Annotated in this window: 24 protein-coding genes; 11 read left to right on the top strand and 13 right to left on the bottom strand. The window is 73.3% G+C overall.

Annotated features, from left to right (window positions below):
- Window positions 1–107: 107 nt before the first annotated feature.
- The 9 genes from ACYVLT_RS17395 to ACYVLT_RS17355 form a co-directional block, all read right to left on the bottom strand.
- Entirely contained in the window at window positions 108–1,451 is a 1,344-nt protein-coding gene (locus tag ACYVLT_RS17395; RefSeq protein ID WP_461121238.1) for a hypothetical protein, read from the bottom strand.
- Window positions 1,448–2,242 (bottom strand): ABC transporter ATP-binding protein, encoded by a 795-nt coding sequence (locus ACYVLT_RS17390; RefSeq protein ID WP_461121237.1) that lies wholly within the window; start codon window positions 2,240–2,242, stop codon window positions 1,448–1,450. The genes ACYVLT_RS17395 and ACYVLT_RS17390 overlap by 4 nt, the downstream gene beginning before the upstream one ends.
- Window positions 2,243–2,256: 14 nt before the next feature.
- Entirely contained in the window at window positions 2,257–3,027 is a 771-nt protein-coding gene (locus ACYVLT_RS17385) for a cupin domain-containing protein (RefSeq protein ID WP_461121236.1), read from the bottom strand.
- Window positions 3,024–3,554: an RNA polymerase sigma factor gene (locus ACYVLT_RS17380; protein ID WP_461121235.1), complete on the bottom strand. Its 531-nt coding sequence runs from the start codon at window positions 3,552–3,554 to the stop codon at window positions 3,024–3,026. The genes ACYVLT_RS17385 and ACYVLT_RS17380 overlap by 4 nt, the downstream gene beginning before the upstream one ends.
- 50 nt (window positions 3,555–3,604) lie before the next feature.
- Window positions 3,605–3,949, bottom strand: coding sequence for an SRPBCC family protein (locus ACYVLT_RS17375; RefSeq protein WP_461121234.1), 345 nt, complete (start codon window positions 3,947–3,949; stop codon window positions 3,605–3,607).
- 16 nt (window positions 3,950–3,965) lie between these two features.
- A complete protein-coding gene (locus tag ACYVLT_RS17370; protein ID WP_461121233.1) occupies window positions 3,966–4,541 on the bottom strand; it encodes a Fic/DOC family protein in 576 nt (191 codons plus the stop codon).
- Complete coding sequence (locus ACYVLT_RS17365) at window positions 4,541–5,128, bottom strand: type II toxin-antitoxin system antitoxin SocA domain-containing protein (protein ID WP_461121232.1); 588 nt, start codon at window positions 5,126–5,128, stop codon at window positions 4,541–4,543. Before ACYVLT_RS17365 ends, ACYVLT_RS17370 begins: the two co-directional genes overlap by 1 nt.
- 34 nt (window positions 5,129–5,162) lie before the next feature.
- A complete protein-coding gene (locus tag ACYVLT_RS17360; protein WP_461121231.1) occupies window positions 5,163–6,545 on the bottom strand; it encodes a collagen-binding domain-containing protein in 1,383 nt (460 codons plus the stop codon).
- 221 nt (window positions 6,546–6,766) lie between these two features.
- Window positions 6,767–7,324 (bottom strand): SMI1/KNR4 family protein, encoded by a 558-nt coding sequence (locus tag ACYVLT_RS17355; protein WP_461121230.1) that lies wholly within the window; start codon window positions 7,322–7,324, stop codon window positions 6,767–6,769.
- Window positions 7,325–7,461: 137 nt separating this feature from the next.
- On the opposite strand from ACYVLT_RS17355, the gene ACYVLT_RS17350 reads away from it, so the two are divergent.
- The 10 genes from ACYVLT_RS17350 to ACYVLT_RS17305 all read left to right on the top strand — a co-directional run bounded on the left by ACYVLT_RS17350 (window position 7,462) and on the right by ACYVLT_RS17305 (window position 15,053).
- Window positions 7,462–7,785, top strand: a complete 324-nt coding sequence (locus tag ACYVLT_RS17350) for a hypothetical protein (protein WP_360458312.1) — start codon at window positions 7,462–7,464, stop codon at window positions 7,783–7,785.
- A gap of 1 nt (window position 7,786) precedes the next feature.
- Entirely contained in the window at window positions 7,787–8,935 is a 1,149-nt protein-coding gene (locus ACYVLT_RS17345) for a C40 family peptidase (RefSeq protein WP_461121229.1), read from the top strand.
- Between the two features lie 4 nt (window positions 8,936–8,939).
- Complete coding sequence (locus ACYVLT_RS17340; protein ID WP_461121228.1) at window positions 8,940–9,314, top strand: hypothetical protein; 375 nt, start codon at window positions 8,940–8,942, stop codon at window positions 9,312–9,314.
- A complete protein-coding gene (locus tag ACYVLT_RS17335) occupies window positions 9,311–9,847 on the top strand; it encodes a YbaB/EbfC family nucleoid-associated protein (RefSeq protein ID WP_461121227.1) in 537 nt (178 codons plus the stop codon). The genes ACYVLT_RS17340 and ACYVLT_RS17335 overlap by 4 nt, the downstream gene beginning before the upstream one ends.
- 65 nt (window positions 9,848–9,912) lie before the next feature.
- Complete coding sequence (locus ACYVLT_RS17330) at window positions 9,913–11,130, top strand: primosomal protein (RefSeq protein ID WP_461121226.1); 1,218 nt, start codon at window positions 9,913–9,915, stop codon at window positions 11,128–11,130.
- A 221-nt stretch (window positions 11,131–11,351) separates the two neighbouring features.
- A complete protein-coding gene (locus ACYVLT_RS17325) occupies window positions 11,352–11,540 on the top strand; it encodes a hypothetical protein (protein WP_461121225.1) in 189 nt (62 codons plus the stop codon).
- Complete coding sequence (locus ACYVLT_RS17320) at window positions 11,533–12,204, top strand: hypothetical protein (protein WP_461121224.1); 672 nt, start codon at window positions 11,533–11,535, stop codon at window positions 12,202–12,204. Before ACYVLT_RS17325 ends, ACYVLT_RS17320 begins: the two co-directional genes overlap by 8 nt.
- Window positions 12,204–13,118 carry a DUF6895 family protein gene (locus ACYVLT_RS17315; RefSeq protein WP_461121223.1) on the top strand — a complete coding sequence of 305 codons (915 nt, stop codon included), beginning with the start codon at window positions 12,204–12,206 and terminating at the stop codon, window positions 13,116–13,118. The genes ACYVLT_RS17320 and ACYVLT_RS17315 overlap by 1 nt, the downstream gene beginning before the upstream one ends.
- A 25-nt stretch (window positions 13,119–13,143) precedes the next feature.
- Window positions 13,144–14,046, top strand: a complete 903-nt coding sequence (locus ACYVLT_RS17310; RefSeq protein WP_461121222.1) for a DUF6895 family protein — start codon at window positions 13,144–13,146, stop codon at window positions 14,044–14,046.
- Window positions 14,043–15,053 carry a serine hydrolase domain-containing protein gene (locus ACYVLT_RS17305; protein WP_461121221.1) on the top strand — a complete coding sequence of 337 codons (1,011 nt, stop codon included), beginning with the start codon at window positions 14,043–14,045 and terminating at the stop codon, window positions 15,051–15,053. The genes ACYVLT_RS17310 and ACYVLT_RS17305 overlap by 4 nt, the downstream gene beginning before the upstream one ends.
- 104 nt (window positions 15,054–15,157) lie before the next feature.
- Here the strand turns inward: ACYVLT_RS17305 and ACYVLT_RS17300 are convergent, their stop codons facing one another.
- Window positions 15,158–16,222, bottom strand: a complete 1,065-nt coding sequence (locus ACYVLT_RS17300) for an adenosine deaminase (protein WP_461121220.1) — start codon at window positions 16,220–16,222, stop codon at window positions 15,158–15,160.
- A gap of 397 nt (window positions 16,223–16,619) precedes the next feature.
- Here ACYVLT_RS17300 and ACYVLT_RS17295 point away from each other — a divergent pair, with 397 nt between their 5' ends.
- Entirely contained in the window at window positions 16,620–17,828 is a 1,209-nt protein-coding gene (locus ACYVLT_RS17295; RefSeq protein ID WP_461121219.1) for a hypothetical protein, read from the top strand.
- Window positions 17,829–17,905: 77 nt separating this feature from the next.
- Here the strand turns inward: ACYVLT_RS17295 and ACYVLT_RS17290 are convergent, their stop codons facing one another.
- Genes ACYVLT_RS17290 through ACYVLT_RS17280 form a run of 3 tightly spaced genes read right to left on the bottom strand, consistent with a single transcriptional unit; the run spans window position 17,906 to window position 20,824 of the window.
- Complete coding sequence (locus ACYVLT_RS17290) at window positions 17,906–19,180, bottom strand: thymidine phosphorylase (RefSeq protein ID WP_461121218.1); 1,275 nt, start codon at window positions 19,178–19,180, stop codon at window positions 17,906–17,908.
- Window positions 19,177–19,566 (bottom strand): cytidine deaminase, encoded by a 390-nt coding sequence (locus ACYVLT_RS17285; RefSeq protein ID WP_461121217.1) that lies wholly within the window; start codon window positions 19,564–19,566, stop codon window positions 19,177–19,179. The genes ACYVLT_RS17290 and ACYVLT_RS17285 overlap by 4 nt, the downstream gene beginning before the upstream one ends.
- The gene (locus ACYVLT_RS17280) at window positions 19,559–20,824 is read right to left on the bottom strand and encodes an ABC transporter permease (protein ID WP_461121216.1); all 1,266 of its coding nucleotides are present in this window, start codon (window positions 20,822–20,824) and stop codon (window positions 19,559–19,561) included. The genes ACYVLT_RS17285 and ACYVLT_RS17280 overlap by 8 nt, the downstream gene beginning before the upstream one ends.
- Window positions 20,825–20,836 lie beyond the last annotated feature (12 nt).

Genomic DNA, 20,836 nt, shown 5'->3' with positions numbered 1-20,836 from the left:
TGCGGGCACTGGCGAGCCCCGGCGAGGCCGCGGAATTGTCAGACCCCGTCGGTAGAATCGAACCAGGGGTCCCCTGGCGGGGACCTCTGCGAAGCGCGGCTCGTCGGTCACGTGGTGCCGCCCGTGAGGGTGGTCAGGGCGTCGCCGGAGCAGGCCGCCTGCACCTCGCGGGCCGCCTGGACCCGGGCCGCCTGTTCCGGCTCGGGCAGGGCGCGCAGGTGCTCCCACGCCCGGGCGGACAGCCCGTCGGTCTCCTCGCCCAGCCAGAGCCGGTACACCGGCAGCGGTTCCAGCCGGCCGGTCAGCCACGCGGTCATCACGGTCCGGGCCGCCACCTCGCGGGTCAGCGTCCTCGGGATGTGGTCGCCGTAGCAGGTCCGCGTGCCGGCGCCGGCCAGCCAGTACGTCGTCATCTGGGCCGAGGTCGGCGGCGTGTCGCGGAAGTACGTGAACTCGTCCAGGTCGACCCACACCGCGTCGGTCGGCTCCGGCAGGCGCATGTCCAGCTCCCCACGCTCCGACAGCCCGGCCTCCCGCACCGACGTGGGCGGCGAGGGCAGCTTCGCCATCAGCCGCAGCACCTCCCGCGCGGGTTCCGTCAACGCCGCCCGCTCGTGCTCGTGCGCCCGCGTCAGGCACAGCTGCTCCGCGCACACCAGCTCCACGGCCACCGGGTCGGCGGCCATGGCCTCCTCCGCCGTGGCGGGCAGCAGCGGCACCGCGACGGCGGCCGCGACCAGCACCGGCAGCGCGCCCAACCACCGCCGCCGCAGCGACACCAGCAGGAACCCCGACAGCGCGATCCCCGCGAACCACACCGCCTGCACCGCGCTCACCGAACCGTCCACCGCCGTGAACACCGACCTCGGGAACGGCAGCGTCGGCAGCAACGCGGTCCACGGCAGACCGTCCCCCGGCCGGCCGAACCCCACCGACGTCACCGCCAACCCCGCGACCGCCAGCACGGGCGGCGTCAACGGCGACGGCACGAGCCGGCCCAGACCCATGCCCAGCCACGCGACGCCGACCAGCGCCAAGGCCCCGACCAGGGCGGCGGGCAGCCAGCCCCAGTGGAAGTAGCTCGTCGCGGACCGCACCTGCACGGCTCCGACCGCGAACACGACGACGTACGCCGTGACGAGCCCGACCGCCAACGCGGCGAGCGTCCACCCGACGCGCCGCGCCCGCGGCCGCGGCGTGGAACCGAACAGCTCCTCCACCCCGGACCGCCGGTCGCGCAGGCCCTGCAACGCGCCCGCGCCCAGCGCCAGCGGCCACGAGAACGCCAGCGCGAACCGGACCCACTCGGCCAACGTCGTCCACTGGCGGGTCCACGCCGTGCTGTTCTTGGTCGACGGCCCCCAGGACAGCAGGCCCACCATGACCACCGCGACCAGCACCCCCAGCAGCAACGCCGTGGTGCGCCTCAACTCGATCCCCAGGATCCTCACCAGCCACCCGCCTCACCGAGCAGGGCCGCGTACCCGCGTTCCAGCGGGCTGTCGCCGATGTCGGCCGAACCGCCCGCGGCGGCCAGGTCGTCCGGCGTGCCCTGGAACACCAGCCGGCCCGCGTTGAACAGCACCACGTCCGTGCAGGCCGCCGCGACGTCCTCGACCAGGTGCGTCGACACGACCACGCACGAGTCGGAGCCCAGCTCCTGCAACAGCTCGCGGAACCGGACCCGCTGACCGGGGTCGAGCCCGGCGGTCGGCTCGTCCAGCAGCAGCACCTCCGGGTCGTTGACGATGGCCTGCGCGATGCCGGCGCGCCGCACCATGCCGCCGGACAGCGTCTTCATCCGGTCGTCCGCGCGGTCGGCCAGCCCGACCCGTTCCACGGCCCGCTGCACCGCGCCGGGGACGTCCCGCTTGGGCATCTCCTTGAGCCACGCCACGTACTCGACGAACTCGCGCACCGTGAACCGCTTGTAGTAGCCGAAGTCCTGCGGCAGGTAGCCGAGCGCGCGCCGCACCCGGCGCAGGTCCAACCGCCCGGACACCGACGAGCCCAACACCTCCAACCGCCCGGACGCGGGCCGCAGCACGGTCGCCAGCGACCGGATCAGCGTGGTCTTGCCCGCGCCGTTCGGCCCGAGCAGCCCGTGCACGCCGCGGCCCAGCCGCAGGTCGAGCCCGTCCACCGCCATCGTCCGGCCCGCGCGCACGCGCAAGCCCTCCGCCTCGACCTGCCAGGCGTACCCCGTCGGCGCGACTTCCGCCGCGCTCACCGCACGTGCCACCAGCCCACCCTCCGTCACAGCCGCGTGTAAGCCGCGGACCTGAAGAACACGGCGGCGGCGCCCCCGACGAGCACCGCCGCCCACACCGGCGCCGCACCGGGTGCGAGCACCACCGGCACCGCGCCGACGACCAGCGCCGGACCGACCACCAGCGCCGCCCACGTGGCGGCGGCGACGACGGCGGCCCGGCGCACCCCGATCACGCCGCCGAGCGCGAGCGTCACCGACGTGACGCCCAGGCACGGCAGCAGCCAGTACGCGGGCGAGGCACCCGCCAGCCAGCCGCCGAGGAACAACGCGGGCAGCACGACCACGAGCACCGCGAACGTGCGGCGCAACACCAGCGGCAACCCGGCCCGCGCGGTGGACACGACCAGTTCGTGCGCCGGGTCCATGCCCCGCGACCACGCCGCGACCACACCCAGCACGGGCACGATCGGCGCGATCAGCAGCACCGCGGACGACACCGAGCCGGCGGGCAGCAGCCCGTCCAGCGAGAGCGCCGCCAGCACCACGAACGCGGTCATGACCAGCCACGGCAGCAACGACGGGGTGGCCCACCGCGCGAGCGTGCGACGTCGGCGCACCGGCGTGCCGGTGGGTGCCAACTCCGCCCACACCGCTGCCGTCAACGCGGTGACCTGCGGCGGAGCCGCGTCGGCCAGGCGCAGCCGGCACGTCGCGCACGTCTCCAGGTGCGCCTCGACCGCCCACGACAGGTCGGCGGGCAGGTCGTCACCGGCCGCGTAGCGGGCGATCGAGCCGGCCGAGGGGTGCTCGTTCATGACAGTGCCTCCCGCATCGCGATCCGAGCCCGCCGGGCGCGGGTCTTGACGGTGCCCTCGGGCACCCCGAGCAGCACGGCGGTCTCGCGCACGGTCAGCCCGTCCAGCACCATCGCCTGCAACACCTGCCGCAGCTCCGGCGCCAGGTCGCGCAACGCGCCGCCGACGTGGTCGCTCAGCGCGCCGGCCAGCACCTCGTCCTCGGCGGCGGGCGCGGCCTCGGCCACCGGCAGCGGCCGGGCCTGGAGGGCACGCCGGCGGAACGCGTCGACCAGCCGCCGTGCCGCGATCGTCCACAGCCACCCCACCGCCGTGCCGTCGACCGCCGCGCCCGCGAACGACCCCGCCGCCCGCCACACCGCCAGGTACGTCTCCTGCATGACCTCGGCGACGACCTGCTCGTCGGCGCACCGGCGGCGCAGGCGCACCGCCAGCCACGGCGACGTGCGGCGGTAGAGCTCCTCGAAGGCCGCGCGGTCGCCACGGGCCACCGCGCGGACCAGCTGCTCCTCGTTCACATCCGGCAAGACGGCCCGCTCGCGGAAAAGGTTCTCACCGGAGAGTGACTTGGGTCACATCAGTACCAGGTGTCCTGGTCCTTCGCGGCGCTCAGGTCGGCTTCGGCGGTGGCCCGGTGCGCCAGGGCCGCGACCGCCTCCTCCAGCTCCCGCCGCACGTCGCCGGGCTCGTCGGTCTCCACGGCGATCGCCACCTCGCTGCGGCCGTCGCCGTCCTCGGCCACGCTCAGCTCGCCCCGGTAGCGGTTCTCCTCCCAGGACACGCGGCGGAGGTCGTGGTCGATGCGCGGGGTCGAGCCGGACAACCCGGGCAGGTGCTGGGGCAGGCTCTCGGGACGGGCGAGGAACTCGAACAGCTCCCGCGCGGACATCTCGACCGGCGCCCGGTACTCGTAGCTGGTCATGGCTGCGGGTACCCGGTCAGGCCGGGCTCAAGACCGTGTCGAACTCCTCGCGCAGCGCGTCGTTCGACCGGGTCAGGCTCTGCTCGCAGGCGTCGATGAACGCGACCCGGTCCAGCGTGTGCACGGCGACCCGCCAGCCCGCCTCCCGCGCCAGCTGGCGGAAGAACGCCCGCTGCGCGCGCCCGTTGCCCTCGCGGAACGGGTGCACGGCGTTGACCTCGGCGAAGTAGTGCGTGAACCGGTCCAGGAACGCCTCGCGCGGCAGGTCGCGCAGGTAGCGCTCCTTCTTCAGGTCGTCGAACACCCCGATCGCGTAGGCCTCGATCTGCTGCCAGGCGGCGAACAACGCGGACTTGCCGATGTTGACCCGTCGGACCTCACCGGCCCACGGGTAGAAGTCGCCGAAGATGCGGCGGTGGAAGGCACGCAGGTGGGCGAGGTCGTAAAGACCGGGCAGGGAGGCCATCGCCAACTGCTCGATGCGCATCGTGCTCAGCCGGGTCTCGGCGAAGTCGCACTCGTGCGGGTCGGTCAGGCCCAGGTTGTTGCGCAGCACCCCGGACACGGGGTCCAGGTAGGGGTCTTCGTCCACTACCGGCGCAGCGCCTCGATCTCCCGGGCGATCGCCTCGTCGGCGGTCAGCTCACCGGCCGCGACGGCACGCATCGTGGCCACCACGTCGTCCGGGACGGCCAGGCCCTCCAACCGGGCGCTGCCGACCGCCTCCGCGATCGCTTCCTCGGCGCCGCTGGTCAACCGGCGGAAGTAGCGGGCCATCACCTCGTGCGAGAGGGGCGCGCTGCTGGGCTCCGACTCGGGCAGGTCGCCCCGCGCCGCGCGCCACGGCTCCTCGTCGTGCGCCATGTCGCTCAGCTCGTGCCTGCTGAAGTGCCCGTACCGCTCGACCACCGACGTGACGACCGCGCGTTCACGCTCGTTGAGACCGCCCGGGTCGCCCTCTTCCCAGGCGCAGACCTCGGATTGACCCTGGTGGCGGTAGTAGACCTCGGGCACCACGGGACCTCGCCGCCACGCCTCGATCCGGGCGTCGAACAGCGGCTCGCCGTACTCGGCCAGGTGCCAGGCCTGGGTGTAGTAGAGGAGCTTCTGCAGCTTCATCGGCGACTCGGGCCCGGTGGCGTCGAGCACGGTCGCGGCTACGTCGTGGACGTCCGCCATGCCACCTCCAGCGAGTGCTCTGAGCTGCGACTACTCATTCTACCGGAGATCGCGGCGCGGCGGACCGGCCGCGGCGATCCCGCCGCCGGGCCAGGGCCGACACCACCCCGCCGGACAGGACCAGGAGGCCGCCGAGCACCAGCATCGCGCGAGGGGAGGCACCGGAGGCGGCCAGCTCGCCACCGCCCGGGTGGACGGCCGCCGGGTGAGTCGTCGTCGCCGCGGTCGTGGCCGGGGTCGTGGTGGCGGTCGTGGTCCCGGCGGTCGTGGTGGCGGTCGTGGTCCCTGTGGTGGTCGTGGTGGCGGACGTCGTCGCCGTGGGCGAGGTGGTGGTCGTGGGGGTCGCGCAGTCGGTGAGGACGTCGTCGAAGGGCGCGCTGTGGACCTCGCCGCCGCTGCCGGTCGTCGCGCCGCCGTGCACGAGGGACTTCACCACCACCGCGCCCTCGATGTTGGCCGGGCTGTCGTCGACCAGGGTGGCGTTCGGCGCGTAGACGGTGCCCCACACGGTGCCCGAGTCCGGCGGCAGCGTGATCGTCCCGGAGGTGGTGAAGTTCCACAGCACGTGCCGCGAGGGGCCGTTGCCCTGCCAGCTCACGTTCGGCACCGGCCAGGTGTAGTCACCGGTCACGTCGACGTTGACGATCAGCCACGCCTCGTCGCCGGGTTGTAGCGCGCCGTTGAGCGGGTTGATGTTGTCGAGCGCGGCCATTTGCGCGGCGTCGAGGGTGAGCACGTTCTGGCCCGGCTGGAGGCCGATGGTGGCGTTGGGGTCCGTGCCGTTCCACGGGCCCCGCCCGTTCTGGTCCCGCAACCGCACGGTCGGCGCGCAGGCGAACACATCCGCGTTGATCTGCCGGTACAGCGCGAAGAGCGCAGCGAAGTCGAACCCGCTCGGGCCCGCGACCGACGCGGCGGGCTGCGCGGTCTGCACCGCCACGGCGGGCCGGGTGCTCGGGTCGCCACCGGACGGCACGACGAACGTCACCCCGCCCGACGGCAGCACGGTCGCCCCACCGAGGTCGCCGACCTTGGCGTAGGACTGGTTGAGCACGCTGAGCGTGCCCGTGCCGCTCCCCGCGAAGTCGAGTTTGCCGCCGACGACGAGGCTGGTCGGCCGGGTGTCACCGGCCAGCGTGTACGTGCCGGGGTTGTTCGCGCCCGCGTTGTACTGCCGGAACCGGACGTCGCCGCCGATCGCCACCGGCCCCTCGGTCTCGTTCTCGTACAGCGCCGCGTCGCCCTCGACCAGCACGAGGAACCCGTGGCTCGGGTCGGCCACCACGTCGTCCGGCGCGTGGGGCCGCACGGGGTTCACCGCCGCCGCGAGCGCCGGCCGGGCACCCGGCGCCCACCCGATCGCGAGAACGGCGACGGCGACCACCGCGGCAACGGCCCCGATGCGGCTGATCTGCATGTCCGGCTCCCGTGGAGGTCGACCACCTCCTCGCAGCCAACGTCACCACACCGACTCCAGCGCGCCGGCACCCACCACACCACCCACCAGTGTGATCACCCCGCGAGAGTCCAACACTCACAACGCGCGAGTCCTACGTTCAGAACGCGCGTGTCCTACGTTCAGAACGCGCGAGTCCTACCTTCAGGACCCCCGAGTTCAACGCTCAGGACGGCGGGGCGCTAGTTCGTGCACCAACCCAACCGGCCGTCCGTGGTGATCAACGGCTCGCAGTGGCCGAGCCGGCTGCGGTGCTCCAGGGCCGTCGCGACCTGGTCCAGCATCTCGTCCAAACCGGTCCACTCCGGCTTGAGCATCTCGCCCGCCTCGCGGTCCCACTCGACCACGCACCCCGACAGCACACCGGGCCGCAGGTCGACCGCCAACGCGTCACCGCACCCGTCGAACGCGATCGGCAGCCACATCGGGTGGAAACCCCGCGTCGGCGTGCCCGCCTCCGTGTCGAGGTCCGCGGGCCAGAACCGCTCCTTCAACCGCCACGACCGCAGGGCGTTGGACGGGCCGAGCGGCGTGTAGAACGGCGGCAGCACCTCGGCGAACGCCAAGTCGGCGGTGCCGCCGCACACCGCCCACCACGCGCGCAGTTCGTCCGGCGGCTCAAGCCCGCTGGCGGCCGCCAACGCCTCGACCGCGGCGCTGTCCTCTGGGGGCACGAACGCCGATCCGGTCGAGGGGGCGTGGTGGTCCAGCCACGCCACGATCCGTTCCCAATGGCGCAAAACACCCACCCCCACATGATCAGGTGACCGCACCGCCCGTGGTACCGCTCATCGGGGCAGGATCTGGCCGAACGCCGCACGACGCGCCCGCGGATGGGGCAGGATCGCCGTCGCACGGCACCAAAAGGGGGACGAAGGTGGAACGGGGTTTCGGCGTCGACACCGCGGCGCTGTCGGCGTACGGCAGCACGGCCAAGGGTCTGGCGAGCGAGGTGGGCACGGTCGGCACGGCCACGTTGGCCGGCACGACGTCGTTGGCCGCGGGCAGCTTCGGCGAGATCGGCGACGAGGTCGGCCTCGGCGCGGCGTTCCAGCGCGCGGCACAGGCCCAAGTGGACGGTGTGGCCGCCGCGTCCGCCGGGTTGTCCGCGTTCGCCGCCGCCGTCGGGCAGACGGGTCAGGCGTACGTCGAGCAGGAGGCGCGCACCGGCGCCGACCTCGACCGGTCGGCCCAGGTCTGACGTGGACGTCGGCGGTTTCCTGGCTGGCCTGGTCCAGCCCATGAAGGACCACCTGGCCAAGCTGGAGGGCGACACCGGCGGCGCGACGAGCGCGGCGGAGGCGTTCGGGCGAGCGTCCTCGGCGTTGACCGAGATCGACGGCAGGCACACGGGCGCGGCGAACACCGCGTTGAGCGCCTGGTACGGCGAGAAGGCGACCGCGTTCCAGTCCCGCGTCGCCACGTTCTCAGGTGGCGTAGGCACGTTGGCGCGCAACGCGACGACCACCAAGGAGGCGGCCACCGCGGCGGTGGACGCGGTGAACTCCGGCAAGACCGCGATCCAGGGCCTGATCGACGAGTTCACCGGCTGGGCGTGGCCCCGGCTGGCGGCGGCGGTCGCGGCCGGGGTGTTCGGCGGGATCGGCGCGGTGCTCGCGGTGGCCGCGGAGGTGACCGCGAAGGCCCGCGAGTACGAGGGCAGGACCGCCCGGGAGCTGGACGCGGTCCGCGCCGAGCTGACCGCCGTGGTCACCCGGTTGCAGGGCCTCCAGCAGCCGGACTTCGCCGGGCTCGGCGACCCGTTGGGCGTGGAGAGCGGTGGCACCACGTCGACGTCGGCCGCGGGCGACAGCGGCGGGTCCGCCACGTCGGGTGGAGGCAACAGCAGCAACAGCGGAGGCGGGAGCAGCGGTGGCGGTGGCGGTGGCGGAGGCGGTGGAGGCGGCGGCGCCGTCGGCCCGCGCCTGCCGGTGGCCATCCCGCCGCAGCCCGGTACCGGCGTCGGCGTGAACCTGCCCGACGGCAGCTCCGCCGAAGCGCCCAACGAGACCGCCGCACGCGCCGTGCGCAACGCCCTGTCCGCCCTGGGCACCCCGTACGTGTGGGGCGGCGCCAACCCGCCGCAGGGCACGGACTGCAGCGGCCTGACCCAGTGGGCCTACGGCGGCGCCGGCTTCGACATCCCCCGCCCCGCGTCGTCGCAGGCCATGGGCGCGTCCGTGCCGCCGGGCCAGCTGCTGCCCGGCGACCTGGTGGTCTGGGACGGCCACGTGGCCATGGTCATCGGCAACGGGCAGATGGTGGAGGCGGGAGACCCGGTGCAGGTCAACCCGATCCGCACGAGCAACAGCGGCATGGGCTTCATGGGCTTCTACCGACCGACGGGCTGAGGACGTGGACGAGACGCAGCGGGCGGCCGAACGGGTCGCCGACACCGAGCGGCGGGTGGCCGAGCACGTCGCCCGCACCGGACCGGTGCTCGGCCGGGCGTCCTCACCGGACGGCGCGGTCACGGTCGTCACCGCGCCCGGCGGCCCGCCCCGGGAGGTGCGGCTGTCGCCGGCGGCGCTGAACGCGGGACCGCGGGCGTTGGCGGACGAGATCCTGCGCGTGTCCGCGCGGGCCTCCCGGGACGCCGCCTCGCGGATGCACCGGGCGCTGGAACGCGTGGCCGACCCGGCGGCGCTGCGGGCGTTGGCCGAGATCGGCTTCGAACGCGGTCCGGACGACGACGACTTCGACGGCTCGTACCTGAGGGGTCCGCGGTGACACGGGAACAACGGCTCGCGGCGGCCGAGGACCTGACCGAGGTGCTCGCCCGCACCACCGGCAGCGCCGAGCACCCCTCCCGCCTGGCCCGCGCCACCGCGACCGCGACGGGCGAGCTGAAGGCCCTCGACCTGCACCCGAACGCGCTGGCGCAGGGACCGGACGCGGTCGGCAGGCTGGTGGTGGAGACGGCGCGGCTGGCGACGGACGCGGCCGTGCAGAAGAGCTACAACGAGCTGGCCAAGTCGTTGGGCGACGGCATCGCCATGGCGGTGGAGGCGTTCGCCGGCCCACCACCGCTGAAGACCGCGCAGGTCGAGACCGCGCAGGTCGGGACGTCGCAGGTGAACACGTCGCCGGTGAAGACCCCGCCGCCGGCCGCGCCGCCCGGCGCACCACGACCGGGGACCGCCGGACCGACCCCGCCACCGTGGGCGGGGCAGCGGCAGACCCGTCCCGCGACCCGTCCGGAGCCCCCGGAAACGGACGACGACGACTACTTCGCGGACCCTTTCCGTGGTCAACGGCAGTAGCGCGTGATCGACCCCGTACTCTTGCCCCCGCATCGCAAAGGGGCATGGCGTGACCGGGAGGTCGGATGGCACAGGACATCGTCCCGATCGAGCTGGGGCTCACCCAGGGTGATGTGGTCACCCTGTGGGCCCCGCGCTGGCGGGAAGAGGGCGAGGAGTGGGAAGCCTTCCTCGGCCACGAGGAGGACCTGTACGCGTTCCCCGATGCCGCGCACTTGGCGGCGTTCGTGCGCAAGGCCGAGGAGCACGACCTGACCGACCACCCGGCGTGGCACGTGGTGCCCGCGCTGTCGGTCGGTGAGCTGTCGCCGGACGACAACCACCAGTTCGACCTGGTCGGCGTGCCGGAGCTGGTCGCCGAGGAGCCCGACACCTGGGTGATCGGCGAGCTGGCCGACGTCATCTCGATCGTGCGGTCGCTGGCGGACGTGTGCGAGCTGGAGAAGGTGCACGAGATCCTGGACTCGGCGGAGGGCTTCGCGCTGCTGCCGCAGGGCACGCTGCCGTTCACCGGCCGCGAGGGCCAGGCGCTGTGGGCCGAGATCTCGCAGGTCGTCGCCGAGAAGTGGGACGAGGTGCTGGACGCGATCGACGAGGTCGTGACCACGCCCGAGGTGGACGAGCCCACGCTCAAGGCCGCGCAGGACCAGCTGGCCGAGTTCGAGGAGGCCAACGCCGCGGCGGCGGTCTCCAAGGCCGCCGACGACGAGGACGAGGACGAGGACGAGGAGCCGGTCGGGTTCTGGGGCGAGGTCGGCATCGACCCGATCAAGATCATCAGCGGTGCGGGCGAGTACTACACGCTGCGCTGCTACCTGGACGACCACCCGGTCTTCCTCGGTCGCAAGGGCAAGATCGACGTGTTCACGTCGCCGCGCGCGCTGGCCCGGTTCATCGTCGAGGCCGACGACAACGACCTGGCCGAGGTCTCCACCTGGGGCGAGCTGGTCACCAAGGCGACCGGCGGCGACCTGGACGTCGCGGTCGACCCGGACAACGTCTACGTGCTCACCGGCCTGGACGAGGACATCGTCGACGGTCCGGACGCGGTGGACCCCACGCAGCTCGACCTGGTGGTCGAACTGCTGGAGGACGCGGGCGAGTGGGCCCACGACGACACCGTGAAGGTCGCGCTGAACCAGTCCGAGCGGCTGGGGTGGCTGGTGTCGTACGTGCTCAAGCCGGACCCGACGCGGCTCGCGCCCAGCGCGCCGTTCGACGACGAGCAGGTGGCGTGGCGGTCGCTCGTGGCGGCGTTCGAGGACCGGCTCAAGGTGCACTAGGCAAGGCGCACCAGGCATCGGCAAGCCGTGCTGAGCGGAGGTCGCGGGCACCCGTCGGGGCCCGCGACCTCCGCTTTGTGCCGTCCCCGGTCAAGGCGGTCCTTGTCCCTCGTTCGGGGAGGGTTTCCCTCGTGCGGCATCGCTGGATGGTGGGGCGATGTTGCTTGGCCGGCAGGCCGGAGTTGCACTGGGTGCACCGGGTTGTCGGATGAGGTGAGGAGATGATCGACGTGCCTGCTCCCGTTGACACCGAGGTTGTGGCGGTGCGGACCGAGGGGTTGACCGCCGAGGTCGAAGCGCTGCTGGACGCGCCGGAGCACGAGGCGGACTTCCGCGACGCCAGGCAGGGCGCCATGCTCAAGCTGCTGCTCCTGAGCCCGCCCGACGTGATGATCGACGCGCGTGCCTGATGACCACGTCCGGGTGGGTGCTCTGCTGGTCGACGTAGTCCGGGAACGCGCGGCGGCGGTGGTGTCGGCGCTGCGGGACGAACCCCCGGACCACCCGATCGGCGACGACCCCCTGGCGGTGGCCGCGACGCGGGTGTTGGGCGCCGACGCGCTGGCCCCGCACACCCTGCGCGGTCGTGAGCCGGCCGAGGGCGACGTGGCACTGGTCCGGGCCGCCGTGGCGGCGTTCCCGGTCGAAGCCGGTTCATCGGTGACCGCGGCGTGGACGCACTGGGGACTGTGCGCCGCGCTGCGGTCGGCGGACCGGGACGGGCCGCGAGCCGCGCCGCCCGATGCCGGCTGGGTGCGCGCGGAGCCCTGGCCCGTGCTGACGCACCGGTTGGCCCGGCTGGCGGCGTTGGCCGTGCCGGGCTGGCGGTCCGCGTTGGCGGAGGAGGCCGCCCGGAGGGTGCCGGACGTGGCCCGGGGGTTCGTCCGCGCGGTGCGGCGCCGGGACTGGTTGCAGGCCGCGGGGGCGGGCCGGTGGCTGGCGGTGCTCGGCGACGTGCCCGAGTCGCTCAGGTTGGACACCGGGTTGGCGTTCGTCGGCCACCTGGCCGAGGGTGACGCCAGGGTGGAGTTGCAGGTGTTGGCCGCGCAGGTGATCCGGGCGGCGAGCGCCTGATGCCGGGGTGGGACCTGGTGGACCGGATGGGGTCGCGGGCGCTGGCGTGGGCCTGGTCGCGGCGCGACTGGTTCCGCCTGCCCCACGACGTGCTCGACCCGGCGGTGTCGGTCGACGCGTCGGTGAAACCGCTGGCCGAACTCGCCCAGACCGCCGTCGCCCTCCAGCGGTTCAGCGCCCCCGGCGAGCCGCGGCACCGGCTGGCGGCCGACTGCCTCCGGTTCGCCTGGGACGAGCTCGACCGCGGCCGGCTGCTCTACGACCTCCTGCGCGGCGAGCCCGCCGCCACCTACCCGCTGGAGATCTACGTGTTCTTCCACCGGGCGGGGCTGCGCCACCCGCCGCTGGAGGAGCTCGTGTCGTTCCTGACCGGCACCCGCGCGTGGCCCGCCACCGAACAGGTGCCCACCCGCGTGCTGGGCGTGCGGCGGGCGTTGGGCGAGCTGGGCATCGGGCACGTCCGGGACCACGCCGAGCTCGTCGGACGGACCTGGCTGGGCGGGCTGCCCGAACCCTGGGCGATGGACGTCCACGCCGGCTACGCCCTGACCCACGACGTGTTCCACCTGACCGACTGGGGCGCCCGGCCCGAAGGGCTGCCCGAGCACCTGGCCGACTACCTGGCCGCGTGGCTGCCGGCCTGGGTGGAGACGTGGATGGAGGAACGGCACTGGGACCTCAGCGGCGAACTGCTGGCCGTGGACGCGCTGCTGCCCCGGCCCACCGCGGGCCGGGACACCTGGCGGCGCTACGCCGACGCGCAGGACGAGGACGGTTCGGTCCCGGCCGTCGGCAGCTGGGTCAGGCCCGGCATGACGCCGGTGGAGGCGTTCGCCGTGTGCCACCACGCCACGCTGGTCGCCGCCTTCGCCGCGACCTTGGCCGGCGCCCGCGTCCACCGCGCCGCGGCCTGACCCCGCCGGAGGTGCGGAGCCGGTGATGGACCTGCGACTGGTGCACCAGGTCGGAGTGCGGGCGTTGGACTGGGTCCACAGCCGCCGCGAGGGCTTCCGCCCCCGACCGGACCACGCGGTGACGCGGGTGAAAGCGGTGGGAGACCTCGCGCTGACCGCCGGCGCGATCCTGCGCGAAGGCACGGGCGGCACCCGGCAGTCCGCCGTGGCCCGGCGGTTGCTCGACTTCGCCTGGCACGACCTGCTCGACGGCGGCGCGTGCCTGCACCGGCTCCAGCAGGAGGAGCCGTCCTCACCGGTCCCGCTGGAGCTCTACGCCGCGTTCTCCGACAGCGGCTACCGCAACCTCCTGGTCGAGGACATCCTGCGGACCACCCGGCCGCTGGTCGACGGGACGGCCGTGAGCCTGCCGCCCGCGCGGCGGTTGAGCGTGGTCGCGGCCGAGCACCGGCTCGGCCTGGCCTCGGCCGCCGACGTCCGCGCCGCCGCACGGGAGACGTGGCTGGGCCACGCGCCCGCGCCGTGGACCGTCGAGCGCTCCACCGCCCACGACGCCTCCCACACCGTCCTGCACCTCACCGCCTGGGGCGGGCGGCCCGACGCACTGCCCGCCGAGACCGTCGACTACCTGCGGTGGTGGTTGCCCGCGTGGCTGGAGGAGTGCGCCCACCAGCACGACTGGGACCTGCTCGGCGGGCTGCTCGCGGTGGACGCCTGCCTCCCCGCGCCCGCCCTGCCCGAGGACGGGTGGGCCCGGCTGGCCGCCGCCCAGGCCGAGGACGGCGCCGTGCCGCCGGGCGACGACCCGCTCACCGGCGACCGGCGGGAGGTCTTCGACCAGGTGCACCACTCGACCCTGGTGGCCGCCTTCGCGGCGACCCTGGCCACCTCTCGCGCGCTGACGGCGCTGCTGCCCGGTACGCCGTGACGGGCACCCGCAGCGACGTGGGCCGGCGGCTGCACCAGGCCGCCCGCGGCGTCCGCGCGCCCGGTGTCGTGTTCGCCCTGTCGTGCCACGGCCGCCGCACGATCACCACCGCGGGCACCGATCCGGTGCCGGGGGCGGCGGACCTGCACCACGAACTGGGGTCGGTGTCGAAGACGTTCGCCGGGCTCCTGCTGGCCCAGCTCGTCGCGGCCGGCGACGTGGACCGTGACACGCCGGCGCGCTCCTGCCTGCCAGGGTCCCCGGGCCCGGCGGGGATCACCCTGCTGCACCTGGCCACGCACACGTCCGGGCTGCCGACCCTGCCGCACGACCCGTTCTTCTACCGGCAGGGCCTGCCCCGGTGGAGGACCAACGTCTACGCGGGCTACCCGCGTGAACGGCTGCTGCGCGAGTTCGACCGGCACCGCGTCCGCACGCCACCTGGTGTGCGCTGGAGGTACTCCAACTTCGGCGTGGCCCTGCTCGGCCACGCGTTGGCGCACCACACCGCCACGCCCTACCCGGACCTGCTCGCCCGGCACGTCCTGCACCCGCTCGGGCTGGACGGCATCCGCCTGCGTCCCGGTCCACCGGGCGCCGACGCGGTCGGCCACCGTGCGCGCGGCGCCCCCGTCCCACCGCTGGACCTGGGCGGCTTCACCGCCGCGGGCGCCGTGCGCGCCACCGCGCACGACCTGCTCACCTACCTCGAAGCCCACCTCGACCCCGAGGACACACCGCTGGCCGCCGCGCTGCGCGCCGTGCAGGCCGACCACACCGCGCCCCGACCCCGTCGCGCGCCCGCACGCGCCCTGGCGTGGTTCCGCGCGGACACCGACCTCGGACCCGTCTTCTTCCACGGCGGCGCCACGTTCGGCCAGCACGCCTACCTCGGCTACCGGCCCGCCACCCGCACCGCGCTGGCCGCGCTGGCGACCCGCCGGTACACCCGCCGCCACAACCTCGTCGCCACCGCCCACGACCTGCTCACGACCTTGCCGACGTGATGCCGTGGTGGCCCGCGGAACATGAGGTCGCGAACCCCGTGGGGCCCGCGACCTCATGCTCTGGTCCGAGAGCTCTCGGTTCGAGAGCTCTCGTCCGGAACGCGTCAGTCGCGCAGCGCGGCGTACGCGGGCTCGATCACGTCCTGGATCAGGGCGCGGCGCTCGTCGTGCGAGATGAACGCGGCCTTGGCGGCGTTGACGGTGAACCGGCGCAGGTCCTCCCAGCCGAACCCGAAGTGCTCGACCACGGTGGCGAACTCGCTGCTCATCGACACCTGGCTCATCAGCCGGTTGTCGGTGTTCAGGGTGATCCGGAAGCCCAGTTCGGCCATCCGCTTGATCGGGTGCTCGGCCAGCGACGCCACCGCACCGGTCTGCACGTTCGACGTCGGGCACATCTCCAGCGCGATGCGGCGGTCCCGCACGTACGCGGCCAGTGGGCCGACGTCGTCGCCGTTGATGTCCTCGATCAGCCGCACGCCGTGGCCCAGCCGCTCCGCCCCCGCGAACTGCACGGCCTCCCAGGCCGACACGGGGCCCTCGGCCTCGGCGGCGTGGATGGTGAAGTGGCAGTTCTGCTGCCGCAGGTACTCGAACGCGGACAGCTCCTTGCTGGGCGGGAACCCGATCTCGGGGCCCGCGATGTCGAAGCCGACCACGCCCGCGTCCCGGTAGCGGACCACCAGGTCGGCGATGCGCAGCCAGCCTTCGTTCTGGCGCATCGCGCACAGCAGCGTGTTGACCTTGATGGGGGAGCCGGCGGCGGCCCGGCCCTGGCTGATCCCCTCCTGCACGGCCTCGACGGCCTGCTCGAGGCTCAGACCGCGATCGGTGAACAGCTCGGGCGCGTAGCGGATCTCGGCGTAGACGACACCGTCGGCGGCGAGGTCCTGCACGGCTTCGGAGGCGACGCGGACCAGCGCGGCCTCGGTCTGCATGACGCCGCAGGTGTGCGTGAAGCCCTGGAGGTAGCTGACCAGCGAGCCGGAGTCGGCGTTCTTGCGGAACCACTCACCCAGCACGACCGGGTCGGTGGTGGGCAGGCCGTGGTAGTCGCAGTCCTGGGCGAGTTCGATCACCGTCAGAGGGCGGAGGCCACCGTCGAGGTGGTCGTGCAGCAGCACCTTCGGCGCGCTGCGAAGGGCCTCCTGGGTAAGCGGGGTCGGCATGGGCGACACCGTATACCGGTGACACGCCGTGTCGTTCCGCCACACGATGATCTTGATGCGGTATCATCACCCCCGCGTCACCGACTGTGTCCAGAACCACTCGGTTGGGCGTCGCATTCGCCGTTGTGCACTCGTGATGCAGAACTTTCCGCTACCGCCACCAGGACTTTAGTCACTCACACGGCGGATGCTCACACGGAGCAGTCACAGGGGCGCGGCCGGTTACTTTCGGGTAGGGTCGGCCATCGTCACTCCAACGGAGTACATGCAAGGTCGATCCAGGCTGTCCCCGTCGGGGGGCGCTACTGCCCACCGGCCCAACCTGGTTAGGCTCCCGGAGGTCTCCCCTCCCCTGGACGAAGGCACCCGAGCCGTGAACGAGAACAGCAACTCCACGATGTCCTTCGATCGGATGCGCAACATGCTCACGCGCGCCGCGGAGATCCGTGAGAGCGAACAGCAGCAGATCTTCGACGCACTGGACGAGATCCACGCGCGGATGTCCCCGCTCGAATCGCTGGGTTCCGTTCGCAAGCGCCTGTCCGAGCTGCCCGACCGGACCGAGGTCGGCGTGCTGGCCGAGCGGCTGGACGAGGCGCTCACCAGGCTGGAGGCGCAGGACAGCGCGGTGCAGAGCATCGGACGGGCCGTCGAGGGCCTGGTCGACAAGCTGGCCAAGCCGTTCGCGCAGCTCGACGGTCGGCTCGACGGGGTGGCGGGCCGGTTCGAGGGCGTCGCCGGGCGGATGGACGGCCTGGAGGACAAGCTCTCCCACATCCACAAGCGCATCGACGACCTCGACGGCCACCTGGACAAGCAGGACGGCAAGGTCGACCAGGTGCCGGGTGCGGTGACGGGGCCGCTGCGCGAGCGCATCGAGGCGTTGGAGGCCGCGCTGCGCGGTCGTCTGGACGAGGTCGACGAGGGCGTGCACGAGCACCTGGACGGCACGCGCGAGGCGTTGCAGCGGTCGGTGACGGACTCGACCAACAACCTGCACGGCCGGTTGGACGAGACCCGCGACAACCTCAACAGCACGCGGGACGGGCTGCACTCGGCGCTCACCGAGACCCGCGAGTCGCTCTCGTCGTCGTTGGCCGACACCCGCAGCACGTTCACGGGCAAGTTGGACGAGGCCCGCGAGGCGCTGCACGCGGCGTTGGACGAGACCCGCGACCAGGTCGACTCGACCGACCGGCTGGAGGCGCTGGCGCAGCGCCTGGAGCAGGTCACGTCCCGGCTCGACACCATGGCGACCAGGCTCGACTCGGTCGAGGACGACTTCGCCGCGCGCCTGGGCGAGCTGTCCGGCGTGGTGGAGCAGGGCATCGCCAAGGTCGAGGGCACGCTGTCGACCAGGCCCGACGCCGACTCGCTGGCCGGCCTGGTGCGCAAGAGCAACCAGGAGTCGGAGCTGCGCATCGGCGGCCAGCTGGACGAGGCCATGGCGACCTTCGCCGAGCTGATCCTCGGCGGCGGCTCCCCCACCCCGCCCCCGCCGCCCACCGCGCTGCCCAGGCCGCAGCGGCGGACCCGGAAGAACGGTCCGAAGCCGAGCGACAACCGCAACGTGGACGACGACGACCTGACCGCCGAGGGCGCCTGATCACGGGCGCCTGACCCAGGACACCGAAAGGCCCGGCCCGCCTCCCGCGGACCGGGCCTTTCGGTGTCCTGGGTCGGTCAGCCCCGGATCGTGTCGATGACCAGGGGGGACGCCGGTGGTGCGGTGTCGCCGATCTCGTAGCCGCCCGCCAACGACTCCAGAGCACCGGGAACGGCGTCCGGGGTGTCGGTGTGCAGCTCCAGCAGGGGTTGGCCCTCGGTCACCCGGTCACCCGGCTTGGCCAGGCACAGGATTCCCGCGCCCGCCTGCACCGGATCCTCCTTGCGGGCCCGACCGGCGCCCAGCCGCCAGGCGGCGACACCGACCGCGTACGCGTCCAGCGAGGTCAGGTAGCCCTCCGAAGGGGCCGTGACGACGTGCTTGTGCCTGCCGACCGGGAGCGGGGCTTCCGGGTCGCCGCCCTGGGCCCGGATCATCCGCGCCCACGTCTCGTAAGCCTCGCCGGAGGCCAGGACGTCGCGTGGTGACGCGGAGATCCCCACGCGGGACAGCATTTCCTCGGCCAGGGCGACGGTCAGTTCCACGACGTCCGACGGGCCGCCGCCGCGCAGGACCTCGACCGACTCGGCGACCTCGACCGCGTTGCCGACGGCCCGTCCCAACGGCACCGACATGTCGGTCAGGAGGGCGGACACGCGCAGCCCGTGGTCGACGCCGATCGACACCAGCGCCGTCGCCAGCGCACGGGCCTGCTCCAGGGACTTCATGAACGCCCCGGAGCCGACCTTCACGTCCAGCACCAGTGCTTCGGCGCCCTCGGCGATCTTCTTGGACATGATCGACGACGCGATCAGCGGGATCGCCTCGACGGTTCCGGTCACGTCGCGCAGCGCGTACAGCTTCTTGTCGGCCGGGGCGAGGCCGGACGTGGCGGCGCAGACGACCGCGCCCACCGATCGCAGCTGTGCGACGACCTCGTCCACGGACAGCTGCGCACGCCAGCCGGGGATGGACTCCAGCTTGTCCAGCGTCCCCCCGGTGTGGCCGAGGCCGCGCCCGGACAGCTGGGGCACGGCCGCGCCGCAGGCGGCCACCAGTGGCGCCAGCGGCAGGGTGATCTTGTCGCCGACGCCGCCGGTGGAGTGCTTGTCCACGGTGGGCCGGCCGACGTCCAGCGCCAGCCGCTCGCCGGAGTCGACCATGGCCCGCGTCCACCGGGCGGTCTCGGCGGTGTCCATGCCGTTCAGGAAGATCGCCATGGCCAGGGCCGACATCTGCTCGTCGGCCACCACCCCGCGGGTGTAGGCGTCCACGACCCAGTCGATCTGCTCGTCGGTCAACCGGGCGCCGTCGCGCTTGGCCCGGATCACGTCCACGGCGGTGTGGGTCATGGCAGGTCCTCCGGCCCGAACGCGTCGGGCAGCACCTCGCTCATCGGCAGCACCCCGGACGGGGTGTCGACCAGGCACGGCGCGCCGCCCAGCTCGTAGATCACCTGACGGCACCGGCCGCACGGCATCAGCAGCTCACCGGCGCCGCTGCGGCACGCCAGGGCGACGAGCCTGCCGCCGCCGGTGAGCACGAACTGGCCGGCCAACGTGCACTCGGCGCACAGACCGACGCCGTAGGCGGCGTTCTCCACGTTGCAGCCGACCACGATCCGACCGTCGTCGCAGATCGCCGCCGCGCCCACCCGCAGCCCGGAGTACGGGCAGTAGGCGGACTGCGCGGCCTCGACGGCGCGCGCCCGCAACAGGTCCCAGTCGACGTCAACCACGGCGGTACACCACCCCGTCGGCCGCCGGCATCCGCAATCGCTGCGACGCGACCGCCAGCACGATCAACGTCACCAGGTGCGGCGCGTAGGTGGTCAGCTCGCTCGGCACCTCGTCCACCGAGTAGTACACGGCGTACAGCAGGCCGGCGGCCAGGATCCCGAACGCGGCGGCGAACCAGCGCCGGCGCACCAGCTGCCAGATCACGATCACGACCAGCAGCAGCACCGCGCCGTAGACCAGCGCCAGGAACGTCTTGCCGCCCGACCGCAGCTGCAACCCGTCGGCGTACCCGAACAGGGCCGCACCGCCGAGCAGGCCGCCGGGCCGCCAGTTGCCGAAGATCATCGCGGCCAGGCCGATGAACCCGCGCCCGTTGGTCTGGCCCTCCAGGTACCCGGGCTGGCCGGGGTTGAGCACGAGCGCCGCGCCACCGATGCCGGCCAGCGCGCCGGACGCGATCACCGCGACGTACTTGTACCAGTAGACGTTGACGCCCAACGACTCCGCGGCCACCGGGTTCTCGCCGCACGACCGCAGCCGCAGCCCGAACCGGGTCCGCCACAGCACCAGGTAGCTGCCGACCACCAGCAGGATGGCCAGCATGGTCAACGGCGACACCCCGGTGACCAGACCGCGCAGGATCCCGGCGACGTCGGACAGCCCGACCCGCTGCTGCGCCTCCAGCTCACCGAGCCAGTCCGACAGGCCGGAGGCCGAGTAGGTGTCGAACTTGGGCACCGCGGGCGACTCGCGCGGGTTGTTCGACAGCGGGAAGAAGATCAACGTGGACAGGTACTTGGTCAGCCCCGCGCCGAGCAGGTTGATCGCCACACCGGAGACGATGTGGTTCACCCCGAACGTCACGGTCGCGATGGCGTGCAGCAACCCGCCCAGCGCGCCGAACACGGCCGCGGCGACCAACGCCGCCCACGGCCCCCACTGGTACCCGGCCCACGCCGCGCCCCACGTGCCCATGATCATCATGCCTTCGAGGCCGATGTTCACCACGCCCGCGCGTTCCGCCCACAGCCCGCCCAGCGCGGCCAGCAGGATCGGCAACGCCAGCCGCACGGCGGTCTGGATGGTGCCGGTCGACGTCAGCTGCGGCACACCGGTCAGGTACGACGTGGTCGAGAGCAGCACGACCGCACCCGCCACGCCCAGCGCGCCGACGGCCCAACCGGGGATCCGACGCGCCTTGCGGGGCGGCGGAACGGTGGAGGGAGCCTCCGAGGGGTTCATCAATGAGGTGCTCATGCCGCCTCCTCG

This window comes from Saccharothrix stipae, assembly GCF_054781895.1.
The sequence above is the reverse complement of the archived record's forward strand: the minus strand, read 5'-3'. Positions and strand labels throughout refer to the sequence as shown.

Coding starts and splice junctions, on each gene's coding strand:
- ACYVLT_RS17385 (WP_461121236.1), bottom strand. CDS start 3,027: ATGAACGAGCACCCCTCGGCCGGCTCGATCGCCCGCTACGCGGCCGGT.
- ACYVLT_RS17375 (WP_461121234.1), bottom strand. CDS start 3,949: ATGACCAGCTACGAGTACCGGGCGCCGGTCGAGATGTCCGCGCGGGAG.
- ACYVLT_RS17365 (WP_461121232.1), bottom strand. CDS start 5,128: ATGGCGGACGTCCACGACGTAGCCGCGACCGTGCTCGACGCCACCGGG.
- ACYVLT_RS17360 (WP_461121231.1), bottom strand. CDS start 6,545: ATGCAGATCAGCCGCATCGGGGCCGTTGCCGCGGTGGTCGCCGTCGCC.
- ACYVLT_RS17330 (WP_461121226.1), top strand. CDS start 9,913: ATGGCACAGGACATCGTCCCGATCGAGCTGGGGCTCACCCAGGGTGAT.
- ACYVLT_RS17325 (WP_461121225.1), top strand. CDS start 11,352: ATGATCGACGTGCCTGCTCCCGTTGACACCGAGGTTGTGGCGGTGCGG.
- ACYVLT_RS17315 (WP_461121223.1), top strand. CDS start 12,204: ATGCCGGGGTGGGACCTGGTGGACCGGATGGGGTCGCGGGCGCTGGCG.
- ACYVLT_RS17310 (WP_461121222.1), top strand. CDS start 13,144: ATGGACCTGCGACTGGTGCACCAGGTCGGAGTGCGGGCGTTGGACTGG.
- ACYVLT_RS17300 (WP_461121220.1), bottom strand. CDS start 16,222: ATGCCGACCCCGCTTACCCAGGAGGCCCTTCGCAGCGCGCCGAAGGTG.
- ACYVLT_RS17295 (WP_461121219.1), top strand. CDS start 16,620: ATGTCCTTCGATCGGATGCGCAACATGCTCACGCGCGCCGCGGAGATC.
- ACYVLT_RS17290 (WP_461121218.1), bottom strand. CDS start 19,180: ATGACCCACACCGCCGTGGACGTGATCCGGGCCAAGCGCGACGGCGCC.
- ACYVLT_RS17280 (WP_461121216.1), bottom strand. CDS start 20,824: ATGAGCACCTCATTGATGAACCCCTCGGAGGCTCCCTCCACCGTTCCG.